This window comes from Mycobacterium colombiense (assembly GCF_001953985.1).
In the GTDB taxonomy this organism is placed as follows: domain Bacteria; phylum Actinomycetota; class Actinomycetes; order Mycobacteriales; family Mycobacteriaceae; genus Mycobacterium; species Mycobacterium colombiense_B.
Genome location: NZ_MBEI01000008.1, coordinates 108,559 through 120,750 on the forward strand (window position 1 = coordinate 108,559; position 12,192 = coordinate 120,750).

Annotated in this window: 15 protein-coding genes and 1 pseudogene; 4 read left to right on the plus strand and 12 right to left on the minus strand. The window is 65.6% G+C overall.

The features are described 5' to 3' along the window. Positions 1-35 precede the first annotated feature (35 nt). From A5732_RS02150 to ag85B, 6 genes are all read right to left on the minus strand, one after another. The gene (locus tag A5732_RS02150) at positions 36-458 is read right to left on the minus strand and encodes a lipoprotein LpqH (protein WP_076050665.1); all 423 of its coding nucleotides are present in this window, start codon (positions 456-458) and stop codon (positions 36-38) included. 12 nt (positions 459-470) lie between these two features. Next, positions 471-1,304, minus strand: coding sequence for an SDR family oxidoreductase (locus tag A5732_RS02155; protein WP_076050667.1), 834 nt, complete (start codon positions 1,302-1,304; stop codon positions 471-473). 5 nt (positions 1,305-1,309) lie between these two features. Continuing rightward, the gene (locus tag A5732_RS02160; protein WP_170879892.1) at positions 1,310-1,783 is read right to left on the minus strand and encodes an SRPBCC family protein; all 474 of its coding nucleotides are present in this window, start codon (positions 1,781-1,783) and stop codon (positions 1,310-1,312) included. 35 nt (positions 1,784-1,818) lie between these two features. Beyond that, the gene (rpfC, locus tag A5732_RS02165) at positions 1,819-2,256 is read right to left on the minus strand and encodes a resuscitation-promoting factor RpfC (RefSeq protein ID WP_076050671.1); all 438 of its coding nucleotides are present in this window, start codon (positions 2,254-2,256) and stop codon (positions 1,819-1,821) included. Positions 2,257-2,361: 105 nt separating this feature from the next. After that, on the minus strand, positions 2,362-2,946 hold the full coding sequence (locus A5732_RS02170) for a chorismate mutase (protein WP_076050672.1): 585 nt from the start codon (positions 2,944-2,946) through the stop codon (positions 2,362-2,364). 174 nt (positions 2,947-3,120) lie between these two features. Then, positions 3,121-4,113 (minus strand): diacylglycerol acyltransferase/mycolyltransferase Ag85B, encoded by a 993-nt coding sequence (ag85B, locus tag A5732_RS02175; RefSeq protein ID WP_076050674.1) that lies wholly within the window; start codon positions 4,111-4,113, stop codon positions 3,121-3,123. 684 nt (positions 4,114-4,797) lie between these two features. On the opposite strand from ag85B, the gene A5732_RS02180 reads away from it, so the two are divergent. After that, a complete protein-coding gene (locus A5732_RS02180; protein ID WP_076050676.1) occupies positions 4,798-5,916 on the plus strand; it encodes a DUF7159 family protein in 1,119 nt (372 codons plus the stop codon). Between the two features lie 29 nt (positions 5,917-5,945). On the opposite strand, the gene A5732_RS02185 is transcribed toward A5732_RS02180, so the two are convergent. The 3 genes from A5732_RS02185 to A5732_RS02195 are packed head-to-tail and all read right to left on the minus strand — an operon-like array spanning position 5,946 to position 8,855. After that, positions 5,946-6,506, minus strand: a complete 561-nt coding sequence (locus tag A5732_RS02185; protein WP_076050678.1) for a YceI family protein — start codon at positions 6,504-6,506, stop codon at positions 5,946-5,948. Positions 6,507-6,518: 12 nt separating this feature from the next. After that, complete coding sequence (locus tag A5732_RS02190; protein WP_076050680.1) at positions 6,519-7,532, minus strand: alcohol dehydrogenase; 1,014 nt, start codon at positions 7,530-7,532, stop codon at positions 6,519-6,521. 12 nt (positions 7,533-7,544) lie between these two features. Continuing rightward, positions 7,545-8,855, minus strand: coding sequence for a cytochrome P450 (locus tag A5732_RS02195; protein WP_076050682.1), 1,311 nt, complete (start codon positions 8,853-8,855; stop codon positions 7,545-7,547). 247 nt (positions 8,856-9,102) lie between these two features. On the opposite strand from A5732_RS02195, the gene A5732_RS02200 reads away from it, so the two are divergent. The 3 genes and pseudogenes from A5732_RS02200 (at position 9,103) to A5732_RS02210 (ending at position 10,096) form a co-directional block, all read left to right on the plus strand. Continuing rightward, positions 9,103-9,501 (plus strand): hypothetical protein, encoded by a 399-nt coding sequence (locus A5732_RS02200; protein ID WP_064951426.1) that lies wholly within the window; start codon positions 9,103-9,105, stop codon positions 9,499-9,501. Between the two features lie 5 nt (positions 9,502-9,506). Next, positions 9,507-9,796, plus strand: a pseudogene (locus A5732_RS02205) (hypothetical protein). Positions 9,797-9,874: 78 nt separating this feature from the next. Continuing rightward, complete coding sequence (locus A5732_RS02210) at positions 9,875-10,096, plus strand: Rv1893 family protein (RefSeq protein ID WP_064951428.1); 222 nt, start codon at positions 9,875-9,877, stop codon at positions 10,094-10,096. 7 nt (positions 10,097-10,103) lie between these two features. Here the strand turns inward: A5732_RS02210 and A5732_RS02215 are convergent, their stop codons facing one another. The 3 genes from A5732_RS02215 to A5732_RS27440 all read right to left on the minus strand — a co-directional run. Then, the gene (locus A5732_RS02215) at positions 10,104-11,234 is read right to left on the minus strand and encodes a nitronate monooxygenase (protein ID WP_076050686.1); all 1,131 of its coding nucleotides are present in this window, start codon (positions 11,232-11,234) and stop codon (positions 10,104-10,106) included. A 112-nt stretch (positions 11,235-11,346) separates the two neighbouring features. After that, complete coding sequence (locus tag A5732_RS02220; protein WP_076100378.1) at positions 11,347-11,811, minus strand: hypothetical protein; 465 nt, start codon at positions 11,809-11,811, stop codon at positions 11,347-11,349. 190 nt (positions 11,812-12,001) lie between these two features. Continuing rightward, positions 12,002-12,192 (minus strand): hypothetical protein (locus A5732_RS27440; protein WP_216351560.1); only part of this gene is annotated, 191 nt, incomplete at its 5' end.

Genomic DNA, 12,192 nt, shown 5'->3' on the forward strand with positions numbered 1-12,192 from the left:
GTCGTTTCGAGCCTAGGCTCCGACCACCTCGGGAGTCAGCACTGCGCGACGATCTTGAAGTCGGTGGTCACCACTTTGTTGGGGTTGCTGCTGTTGATGCCGTACGCGCTGCCCGTGATGGTGTACGCGTCGTTGGTGAGGTCGACGTGCGCGTCTCCCACCCCGCCTTGCCAGAAGCTGCCGGTGAAGCCGTCGACATTGCGGATCTTCACCCACTGCGGCATCACCCGATAACCGCTGAGCAGCACCACCGCCTCGACTCCGCCATCGCGGTCGCCGATGTTGATGCTGCGGTACATCTGGTCCTGGTGGCACGCCGGGGGACGCGTCGTGTGGGTGGCGCCGTCGATGGTCAGACGGGCCGCCCGGCGCGGTGTCGTCTGCGCCGCGCTGCACCCCGCGACGCTGACGACGACCGCCGCCAGGACCAAAGCGACTGTGGGCAACCGATTTTGCATCAGCCGACCTCCTTATTGTTGCTTCGGCGCCAGCTTGGGTAGGGACTTGACGATGCTGCGTCGCACGAATTCCGGACTCAGACCTTTGAAAAAGTCAATCAGGCGAATGCTCTTCGGCACATACCAATGCAACCGCTTGTGATTGTGGTAAGCCTGCCACGCCGTTTCGGCCACACTGCTTGCCGGCATCAACCGAAGCATGCCCTTCTTAGGCGCGCTGGCCCGCAGTTGCTCGGCCGTCATGGGTGCACGGCCGTCGTCGGAGTGGTTGGTCGTCGTCGTGAGGATGGCGGTGTCGATCAGGCCCGGCAGCACGTCGGCGACGCGCACCCCGTGCCGCTGCCATTCCACACTCAGAGCCTCGGTCAAACCTTTGACCGCATGCTTGGTGGACGAGTAGACGGCCAGGCGCGGCATGCCATAGGTCCCCGAGGACGACGACGTCGAAAACATCAGGCTGCCGGGGGTTTTCTTGAGGTAGGGCAGCGAGGCGTAGGCGCCGGTCAGTACCGCCTTGAAGTTCACGTCGACGACGCGCATCGCGGCGTCGTAGGGCACGTCCTCGAACCAGCCGGACTCGCCGATGCCGGCGTTGTTCCACATCATGTCCAGGCCGCCACCGGCGTTGCCGGCGCAGAAGTCGGCCAGGGCGCCGTCGAGGGCCGCCTTATCCGTCACATCGACCGCGCGGGTCCACAGCCGATCGCCACCGAGTTCGTCGCTCAGGGTCGTCAGGCCGGCCTCGTTACGGTCGACCGCGCCCACGCGCCAACCCTTGGCGTGGAACAGCTTTGCTCCCTCGCGGCCCATGCCGCTGCCCGCCCCGGTGATGAAGACCGATTTCACGCGCGTCAGCCCGCCTCGACCACGTCTTTGATGCGGATCAGCGTCTTGGTCATGTCGCGGACGTTGCGGCGCTTGCGCAGAAAACCGCCGAACAGCCAGTACACGCCGAGCCACGGTGCCGGGTTGAGCCGAAACGACTCGGTGACGTCGGTCCCGCCGCCGCTGGGCGCCAGGCGGTAGTGCCAGTTGTTGACCGGCCTGTCACCGAGCAGCACCGTGAAGCCGAATTCGCGACCCGGTTCACACGCGGTGACCTTGCACGTCGTCCAGTACACCGGGCCCATCTCGTTGCGCTTGACGTGGCCGCGGAATTTCGCGCCGAGCGCCGGGCCGGTCGCGCCGCCCAGCCACTCGGCTTCAAAAACTTCCGGGGAGAACTTTCCGGTGTTGCGGACGTCTGCGATGAGATCCCAGATCTTGGCCGCAGGCGCCGCCATATGAACAGTCGCCGAACCTTCCATGGGCTGATCCAAACACAGCTAGGCGCTGGGACATAGACCGCAGGTGCCTTTCATCAGTGCGGGACGGCCGCCTGGATCAACCCGTTGATGATCTGCTTGATGCCCTGGGCCGGGTGCGAGTACCAACCGATTGGCAGGCCGGATTGCGCACCGCACTTTGGCCAGGGCTCGACGCCCTCTTCGGCGAAAACACGGTTGGCCACGGCGATTTGCTGCTCCCTGGATGCGGTCGCCGGGTTGCCGACGCCGCCGTAGCGGGCCCAGGTGGCTGGTTTGAATTGCAGTCCACCGTAATTCCCGTTTCCGGTGTTGGCATGCCAGTTGCCTCCGGATTCGCATTGAGCGATCGCGTCCCAGTTGGGAGCGGCATCCGCGCTCACCACACCCGTGGACGAAGCCATCGATGCTGCAACGAACCCGCCGACCGCGATGGACTTGACGAGAAGCTTGCAGAGATTCTTCATGTCCGGGATTTCGGCGCGTGTGGCCAAAGCGTTACCTATTCGAAAATGGCGCGAGATATGCCATCTATCTGCGGAAACCGCCTTATCGGCAGGCCAAATCGGACCGTTAGAAATCGGTGAGGAAAAATTAAGTTATTGCTGGCAATAAGACTGCGTCGCTGATGACAGGGCCTTTTGGTACAGGCTGTCGAGCTGACGATCCCGGATGACGCCGCTTCGCGCGGCGTCGAGTTGCGTTGCACAATCCGGCGAATGCAGCAGGTTCCAGTTGGCCAAAATCTGGGTCAGCATCGTCCGGTTGAATGCGTCGATCGATGACCGCGACGCCGACAGGTCCGGCGAGTCGGCCGGTGCGCTTGCCGGGTTCAGCTTCCAGTCCGCGAACCGGCTGTATTCGATGGCCTCGGTGGCACCGATCTGGTCGGTGAAAACCCGGGCGACGTAGTCGCGGTCGACGTGTTCGGCGTCGGCCTCGTCGCCCAGCCTGGCCAGCTCCTGCTGGACGCGGGCTGGGTCTTCGATGGCGCCGTGCTGGTTCCATTTGTAGGCGGCGACAGGCTCGGCAACCTTCAGCCGCTGCGCGGCGGCGTCGACCAAGGGGGTCAACGGGCTCGCCGGGTCGGCCCGAACCGGCGCCACCAGCATCGCCAGGCCGCCGATCACGGCACCGCAGCGCGCGGCCGCGGCCACGCGGGGCCGGCGAACGCTGCGGTGCATGACGATGATTCTCGCGTGTCGGTGACGCGGCGCTGGCCTAGACGCTCCGACGGGTGCCGTCACCGTGATCATTTGTCACCCCGGACGACGAAACCCCCGGGCTGTCGTCCCCTTAACGCACTACTGCGCCTGACGAAGTTGTCAGGCGCAGTAGTGAACGAGCCGGGCGAAGGGTTATCCGCCGCCGCCCTGGGTGGCGCCGAGGGCGCCCTGCAGGTCGGGCTTCATGGCGTTGAGCTGGGCTCCCCAGTACTCCCAGCTGTGAGTCCCATTGGCGTCGAAGTTGAACACGGCGTTGTGGCCACCGGCAGCGTTGTAGGCATCCCGGAACTTCAGGTTGCTGCTCCGGACGAAGTTCTCCAGGAACTCGGCGGGCATGTTCGCCCCACCCAACTCAGACGGCGTCCCGTTACCGCAGTAGACCCAGAGGCGGGTGTTGTTACCGGCCAGCGCCCCGACCTGAAGGGTCGGATCGTTGCGCGCCCAGGCCGGGTCGCTCGACGGCCCCCACATGGCGTCGGGCTTGTAGCCGCCGGCATCGCCCATTGCGAGACCGATCAGGGAGGGCCCCATCCCCTGGGAGGGGTCCATCAGGGCCGACAGCGAGCCGGCGTAGATGAACTGTCCCGGGTGGTTCACGGCCAAGATCAGCGCTGAGGAGCCGGACATCGAGATACCGACCGCGGCGCTGCCGTTGGACTTGACGCTCTTATTGGAGGCCAGATACCCGGGCAGTTCGCTGGTCAGGAAGGTCTCCCACTTGTACGTCTGGCAGCCGGCCTTACCGCACGCCGGACCGTACCAGTCGGCGTAGAAGCTGGACTGGCCGCCGACCGGCATGACGATCGACAGGCCCGACTTGTAGTACCACTCGAACGCCGGTGTGTTGATGTCCCAGCCGTTGTAGTCGTCCTGGGCCCGCAGACCGTCCAGCAGATACACCGCGGGAGAACCGTTGCCGCCGCTCTGGAACTGGACCTTGATGTTGCGGCCCATTCCCGCGGACGGCACCTGCAGGTACTCGACGGGCAGACCCGGACGCGAAAAAGCGTTCGCTGTCGGGGCGCCGCCGGCAAGACCGATCAGGCCCGGCAGTGTGGCTGCCGCCGCTGTGCCGACCAAAAGCCGGCGCCCCCAGGCCCGGACCTTCTCGCTCAGATCTGTCATACCTGCCCCTTGTCGATGTGGTCAGTGTGATCGTGGTCTCACAGGAATTTACCGTGTGAGTCCGCGAAATGTCGATTGGGACGCGAACGCGTCTCGTTTCGGCATCTCTTTTCACCTCATAATTTCGCCACCTGGCACACCCGGGCGGCGACAGGCCACGCGTACCCGCTCGGCGAGGGTCCAACCCGTCGCGTCATGAAACGCCAGGCAGCCCCGCCCCTCGGGCGGGGTGTGCGCCGAGCACCCCCGCGATGACCCACGTTATAGAAAGCACCCGAAATGAAGCCCGCACCGGATTTGGGCGCGGGTCGCCACCGGACAGCTGCGTGTCGCATCTTTGACCGTTTGAAGGCGTTCGCCATGCAACCGCGACACCGATAAGTATTTTCTCGGCCGATAAATCGATGTGGCTTTTGCCGGCGAACGGCCACCGCCCAACTCGGTGGCAGGTCGGCGGTCGCACCCGCGGTTGCCGGCGCCGCCCCGTTCATCTGGCGATTCCCAGGCGATGGCCGACCGGGGCAGCCGGACTTGCGCCGACCGCGTAGGCTCTCTCGAAGCAAGCCGACGAAGACCACGCAATCCCGTGTCTGTTCCGGCTCTCACGAATCACCGCACCTGCGGCTTCATGGTGCGCGTCGGTGCGGCTGAGGGGTCGGGCGCGGGACCGATTGGGGCATAGATTTGGACACGGTTCTTGGCCTGTCAGTGACGCCGACCACGGTTGGTTGGGTCCTCGCTGAAGGGCACGGCGCGGACGGCACCATCCTGGATCACCAGGAGCTGGCGCTGCGGGCTGGCCACGGCGTTCACGCCGTGGGTACCGCGGAGCAGGTAGTAGACGAGGTATTGCGGGTCGACACGGCGGCGGCGGCAAGCGATCACCGCCTGCGTGTCATCGGGGTGACCTGGAACGACGATGCATCCGCACAGGCCGCGCTGGTGCTGGAGGCGTTGACCGACGCGGGATTCGACAACGTCGTGCCAATCCGGTTTTCCGACGCCGTCGAGACGTTGGCTCAGGCGATCGCCCCCGTCATCGGCTACGAGCAGACGGCGGTCTGCATCCTCGACCACGACGCGACGACCGTCGTCATGGTCGACACGCACGACGGGGAGACCCAGACCGCGACCAAGCACGTCCGCGGCGGCTTCGACGGTCTGACCCGCTGGCTGACCGGCATGTTCGAGCGCGACGGATGGCAGCCGGGCGGCGTCGTGGTGGTCGGCGGCCACAGCGACGTCGACGGACTCTCCTGGCAGCTCGAAAAGACTTTGCCGGTCCCGGTTTTCGTGCAGTCCATGGCCCAGGTGACCATCGCGCGCGGTGCCGCGCTGTCCGCGGCCCGCAGCACCGAGTTCACCGACGATCAGCTGGTGGAGCACGTCAGCGAACCCGTGCCGGCGCCCGCCCACAAGCGGCAGTTGTCCTACTCCGGGGCTGTGACCGCGCTGGCGGCCGGTGCCATCACCTTCGTCGGCTCGGTGTCACTCGCGGTGGGGATTCACGTCGGCCCCGCCAGCGCGGCGCCCGCACCGAGGCACGCGACCCACCCGCCGACACCACAGATCGCCGAGGCGATCACGGCCGTCGCGCCGCTTCCAGCGGCCCCACCGACCAAGCCGGCGGCTCCTCAGGCCAAGCCGCCTGCCGGGGAACCGGTTTCGGAGCCGAGCCCTCCGGAAGAGCAGCCGGGCGCCGGCGGCGACCGACAGCCGTACCTGACCCGGGTGCTGGAGCACATTCCCGGTGACACCGGCGAGCCGGCCGCAGATTCAGCCCCGCGCGAGTCGCAGCCCTGATTTTTCTTCCGACGCCGGGCGGGTAGCGCTCAATTGCCTTGGGCGCGAACCGCGGAGAACGTCAAAGACACCTCGTCGGCGACTTGGACCGAACCCATCAGCACCGAGTAGGGCTTGATGCCGTAGTCGGACTGACGGATGGTGGATTCGACCGACATCCGCCATGAGTCCCCGAGATCTTTTGTGTACACCTCGATCACGTGGTCTCGTGACTCTCCCCGGATTTCCAGCGTGCCAGTCAGGCGGTACTCGTCGTCGATGTCCTCGATGACGTCTGCGGAGTAGCGGATTTCGGGGAATCGACTGGCGGACAATGACTTCAGCGCGTTGGAGCGCACCGATGCCTTCTCGCTCCCGGACAGCCCCTTGACGCCGCCGGCGCCACGCAGCACCTCGAACGAATCGGTCTCGACGACGAGCTCCGCGCTGACGGGCCGGGAATCGGCCCATTTTACGGTGGCGCGCCAGCGCGTCATCGCGATGGTCAGACGATGACCCATCCGTGCCGCCCTGCCGGCAACACCGGTGTGCAACAACAATTCACCGTCGGCCGGACCGATCGTCCACACCGAGTTTTCGTCGGAAGTCACGAACCGACTGTGTCACATGGTCAAAACGGTGCGGTAGTGCGCCCGACCCTCTTCCAGTGCCGCATAGCCCTCCTTGGCCTGCGACAGCGGAAGTTCCTCGATCCACGCCCGCACGCCGGACAAGACGGCGAAATGCATCGTGTCTTCGACGTCCTTCGCCGTCCCGGAGGGATGGCCGACGATGCTGACGCCCGGCGTTATCAGCTGCACCGGGCTGATCGGCAGCGGCTCGGGCGTGACCCCGATGGTGACCAATTCACCCTGGGGGAGTATGCCGCCGACCGTGGCGGCCATGGCTTTTGAATTGCCGGCGGTGGCCAGGACAACGGTCGCGCCGCCAAGATCCTTCAGCGCCTCGGCGGGATCGTTTGCGGTGGAGTCGATGTAGTGATGGGCGCCGAGCTTCCGGGCGTCGTCGGCCTTGCCGGTACCGCGGTTGATCGCGATGGTTTCGAAGCCCATCGCCCGGGCGAACTGCACGCCGAGGTGGCCCAGTCCACCGACACCGAGAATCGCCACCCGATCGCCGGGCAGCGCCTTGGTGTGGCGCAAGGCGTTGTAGGTGGTCACGCCGGCACAACCCATCGGGGCGGCGTCGGCGTCGGAAAGCTCGTCCGGGATGCGGGCGAGCGCGCTCACCGGCACGGTCACCGACTCCGCGTATCCACCGGGATACTGCCAACTCGGCACCTTGCCGTTCTCGCAGTGAATGAACTGGCCCTTACGGCATTGGTTGCAGCGGTGGCAACAACCGCCGAACCACCCGACCGCGACACGGTCACCGATCGCGAAATCCTGTACTCCATCGCCTAGCTCGGCGATCTTGCCGGCGATTTCATGCCCGGGAGTCAGCGGCCAGGACATGCCGGGGAACCCGCCATTGATGAAGTGCGCGTCGGTGCCGCAGATGCCGCACGCAGCGACCGTCAGCCGTACCTCGTCGCGACCCGGTGGTTTGGTTTCGGCGTCGACCAGCTCCAAAGCTGCACCTGCGGACGGGACATGGACGGCTCGATGAGTGGGCATGTCCCTAGCTTGTCACCCCTGCGCTTGATGCGCGACAGGGCATTTCTCGGCACCGTTGGTGTGATAGTCGACCTGCCAGTGCTTGATTCCGTTGAGCCAGCCCGACCGGAGTCGTTCGGGCTTGCCCGCTGATTCCAGATCGGGCATGGCGTCGGCGATCGCATTGAACATCAGGTCGATGGTCATCCGCGCCAGGTTGGCCCCGAGACAGTAGTGCGCGCCGGTGCCACCGAAGCCTACGTGCGGGTTGGGGTCCCGCAGGATGTTGAAGGTGAACGGGTCGTCGAACACCTCCTCGTCGAAATTGGCTGAGCGATAGACCATTACGACCCGCTGGCCCTTCTTGATCTGCACGCCGGACAACTCGTAATCCTCCAGGGCGGTCCGCTGGAATGAGGTGACCGGTGTCGCCCAGCGCACGATCTCGTCGGCGGTGGTGACGGGGCGCTCGCGCTTGTACAGCTCCCACTGATCCGGGAAGTCGGTGAAGGCCATCATGCCCTGGGTGATCGAGTTGCGGGTGGTCTCGTTGCCCGCGACGGCCAGCAGGATCACGAAGAAGCCGAACTCGTCGTCGGAGAGCTTGTGCCCGTCGACGTCGGCCTCGATCAGCTTGGTGACGATGTCGTCCCCGGGGTTCTGCTTACGGTCGGCGGCCATCTGCATCGCGTAGGTGATCAGTTCGACCGAGGCGCCCATCGCGTCGTTGCGGGCGAACTCGGGATCCTGATCGCCCACCATTTCGTTCGACCAGTGGAACAGCTTCATGCGGTCCTCTTGCGGCACCCCCATCAGCCCGGCGATCGCCTGCAGCGGCAGCTCGCAGGACACCTGTTCGACGAAGTCGCCGGAACCCTCGGCCGCCGCGGCCGCGACGATGCGTCGTGCGCGCTCGTTCAGGTCATCGCGGAGGAGTTCGACGGCGCGGGGGGTAAATCCGCGCGAAATGATTTTGCGGAGGTGGGTGTGCTGCGGGGCGTCCATGTTGAGCAACACGAACTTGCCCGTCTCGCGCTGCTCGCGCACCGTGCCCTCTTTGTATCGGGGCAGGGCGGTGTTCTCCAGGCTGGAGAACACGTCGCTGCGCCGCGAAATCTCTTTGACGTCCTTGTGCTTGGACACCACCCAGAAGCCGCCGTCATCGAATCCGCCCACCCCGTCTGGTTGTTCGTTCCACCAGATCGGCGCGGTCCGGCGCAGCTCGGCCAGTTCTTCCACCGGGAGTCGCTCGGCGTGGATGTCCGGGTCGGTGAAGTCGAAGCCGGGAGGCAGATTGGGGACCGGCTTGGCTGTTTGCTCGACGGTTGGCTCGACGGTTGGCATGGCCCGCTCCTCGATGACGAAGTGGTCTAGTCGTCCTTGTGCAAGGAAACCACTGCCGCACCTTGGTTGGGAAGCATTGACGCAAGATCCCCGGGTGCGAATTGGAACGTGTTCTTCACCGGCGTTTTTTCACCGAGGAGCCGGTCTAGGCCCGGGATCGCGGTCGCAAGCCGGAACGGTCTTGTGGCCGGCGGCCCGACCGATATGCTTTGGTGCAGGTCACCGGCGACGACAGGCGGGGTAGGACATGATTCGGGAACTGCTCAGCGCCGCTTCGATAGCGGGCATCACGATCGGCTTGGCACCGTGCGCGGCCGCCGGATATGACGGCGACGTGCCGGGCATGAACTATCAAGCCTCGCTGGGTGCGCCGTGTGACAACTACGAGAGCTTCATCTTCGGACGCGGCCCCAGCGGCCAGGCCGAGGCCTGCCACTTCCCGCCGCCCAACCAGTTCCCGGCGGCCACCACCGGGTACTGGGTGATCTCGTATCCGCTTTACGGCGTCCAGCAGGCCGGCGCCAAGTGCCCGGGGCCGCAGGCGGCGGCACAGTCGGACCGCGGGCTGCCGATGCTCTGCCTGGGAGCCCAGGGGTGGCAAGAGGGATGGTTCACCGGCGCAGGGTTCTTCCCGCCTTCGGGATAACGACGATGCGCGAACGCGAGCAGGCCACAGCCGCGATTCCGCGCTGGCTGCGTTTCGTGCTGACCTCCGATCGCGCCGGGTCGGCGTGGTACATCGGCACGGGGTTCTTCTTCGCGCCGGTGCTCGCGGTGCTCTCGCCGTGGCCCACGGTCACCGCCGTGCTGTGGGGCGTCATCGCACTGGCCGGGCTGTGGCTGGGACTGCTGGGCATCGCGATGGCCATCGGGCTGGCGCGAATAATGCGCTCTGGGCCGAAATTCCCGAGGACTACTGGCGTTCGCTGGTGCACTACTAGGTCGCGACGCCGACGAGAAATGGTGCGCGACCCCGTCTAGAGTCGAAGCGACCGCCCTGCCACAAAAGGAGACTCGAGATGGCCTTCAACCCCAGAGATGCAGTCGACGCGGCGAGGGACATCGCGACCAACGCCGTCGAGAAAGCCTCGGACATCGTCGAACACGCCGGCGACATCATCCGCGGCGACCTCGCCGGGGGCGCCAGCGGCATCGTTCAGAATTCGATCGACATCGGCACGTACGCACTGGACCGGACGAAGGAAGTGTTCACCGGCCGCGACGAAGTCGACGACGTCTAGGCACGCGTTAAACGGAGGCGGCCTCGTTGAGTTCGTCCAGCTTGTTGGTCGCTTCCAGGTACTCCTGCACCCAGCGCTCGATGACGGTCGAGGTCTTCTCCACCTTCGAGAACTGACCGACCACCTGTCCGACGGGGTTGAACGCCACGTCGACCGATTCGTTGGGGTACCGGTTCGTCGCCCGCACGGCCATGCCGGAAACCATGTACTGCAACGGCATTCCGAGCGGCTTCGGGTTGTCCGGCGCCTCCCAGGCCTCGGTCCAGTCGTTGCGCAGCATGCGGGCCGGCTTGCCGGTGAACGAGCGGCTGCGCACGGTGTCGCGGCTGCCGGCCTTGACGTAGGCCGCCTGCTGCACCGGGGTGTTCGAGGATTCCTCGACCATCAGCCACTGCGAACCGGTCCACGCGCCCTGGCAACCCAGCGCCAAGGCGGCGGCGATCTGCTGCCCGCTGCCGATGCCGCCCGCGCCGAGCACGGGGACGGGGGCGACCTCCTTGACGACCTGCGGCCACAGCACGATCGAGCCCACCTCGCCGCAGTGCCCGCCGGCCTCACCGCCCTGGGCGATGATGATGTCGACGCCCGCGTCGGCGTGCTTGCGCGCCTGCGAGGGCGAGCCGCACAGCGCGGCGACCTTGAGCCCGGCGTCGTGGATGTGCTTGATCATGTCGGCCGGCGGGGTGCCCAGCGCGTTGGCGATCATCTTCACCTTGGGGTGCTTGAGCGCCACCTCCACTTGCGGCGTGGCCGTCGCCTCGGTCCAGCCGAGGAGCTGCAACGTGTCGCCGTCGCTGTCCTCGACCGGCACGCCGTGGTCGGCGAGGATCTTCTTGCCGAAGTCCAGGTGCTCCTGTGGCACCATCTTGCGCAGTGTCTCGGCCAGCTCTTCGGCGGACTGGTTCGAGTCCATGCCCTCGTACTTGTTCGGAATCACGATGTCGACGCCGTAGGGGTGGTCGCCGATGTTCTCGTCAATCCAGTTGAGTTCGATCTCCAGTTGCTCGGGCGTGAAGCCGACAGCTCCGAGCACGCCGAACCCCCCGGCCTTGCTGACCGCCACGACGACGTCGCGGCAGTGGGTGAAGGCGAAAATCGGGAACTCGATCCCGAGTTCGTCGCAGATAGGGGTGTGCATTACAACTCCTGGGAGCTCGCCGAATTGGAACGTGTTCTAGTTTAGTACGTAGCTCACTGACGTGGCCAGCGGGTCCTGACCTGCGCCCTATTACTACGCCCCGTCGTGCAGGTCAGATCGCAACGCTGGTCGCCACCCACAGGATGAGAAACGCGAGCATGCAGGCGGCGGATAGCAGATGGTCCCGGCAGATCGATCGTGCCAGGCGCGTCTGCTCGGATGGGCTGTCCGCGCGGCGCCCGAGTTGGATCGCATCGGGAACGGTGTGCGTCAACGCCAACATGGTCGGGATGCCGGCGATCGGGGCCGAGGTCACCAGCAGCCAGCCTGGGTCGTGTCCGCGCGCGGCCTGCAGCACGAGCGTTCCCAGCAACGTGAGCATGACAAGCGCGATCAGGCGGTTCATCGGGCGCGACGTGGTGGTCGCGCGGTGGTAGTACGCCGCGATGGACGCGAGCACGGGCTCGGGTAGTTCGGTCGAGGCCTTCCGGTAGCGGAGAACTTGGACATCGAAAATCAAGTCCATCCATAGGACGGCGAACAGGAACCCGCCGCAGGCCATGAGCAACGAGGCCATGGCTCTCACCCACCTCTGATCCATCCGGGCACCGTGCCGCAGCGCAGTCGCCACTTGGACCCATTGTTCTCGGCAGCGCAAGAGGGGGTGGGCCGCCGATGAGTGCCGGCGCGGTGGCGTGCCGAAATCACTTGCGCCTCTTTGGTTTCAGTGGTTTCAGTGGGGCGGGTTTTGTCGGTGGCGGGGCATACTATTCGAACATGTTTTCGAGTACTCGTGGGGACATCGGGGCGGCCGTCGAGTCGCTGCGCGCGGCGGTGTCTTTTTCCAGGGGCATTCGTATGAGGAGTTGACCAACCCGGAGCGTCTGGCGCTGTTGGAGATATTCGAATGTGAAACTCGCAAACTCCAGGCTCCCAGGCACCAGTTGATCAACCAGGT

Coding starts and splice junctions, on each gene's coding strand:
- A5732_RS02150 (WP_076050665.1), bottom strand. CDS start 458: ATGCAAAATCGGTTGCCCACAGTCGCTTTGGTCCTGGCGGCGGTCGTC.
- A5732_RS02170 (WP_076050672.1), bottom strand. CDS start 2,946: ATGCACCGCAGCGTTCGCCGGCCCCGCGTGGCCGCGGCCGCGCGCTGC.
- ag85B (WP_076050674.1), bottom strand. CDS start 4,113: ATGACAGATCTGAGCGAGAAGGTCCGGGCCTGGGGGCGCCGGCTTTTG.
- A5732_RS02190 (WP_076050680.1), bottom strand. CDS start 7,532: ATGCCCACTCATCGAGCCGTCCATGTCCCGTCCGCAGGTGCAGCTTTG.
- A5732_RS02195 (WP_076050682.1), bottom strand. CDS start 8,855: ATGCCAACCGTCGAGCCAACCGTCGAGCAAACAGCCAAGCCGGTCCCC.
- A5732_RS02200 (WP_064951426.1), top strand. CDS start 9,103: ATGATTCGGGAACTGCTCAGCGCCGCTTCGATAGCGGGCATCACGATC.
- A5732_RS02210 (WP_064951428.1), top strand. CDS start 9,875: ATGGCCTTCAACCCCAGAGATGCAGTCGACGCGGCGAGGGACATCGCG.
- A5732_RS02215 (WP_076050686.1), bottom strand. CDS start 11,234: ATGCACACCCCTATCTGCGACGAACTCGGGATCGAGTTCCCGATTTTC.
- A5732_RS02220 (WP_076100378.1), bottom strand. CDS start 11,811: ATGGCCTCGTTGCTCATGGCCTGCGGCGGGTTCCTGTTCGCCGTCCTA.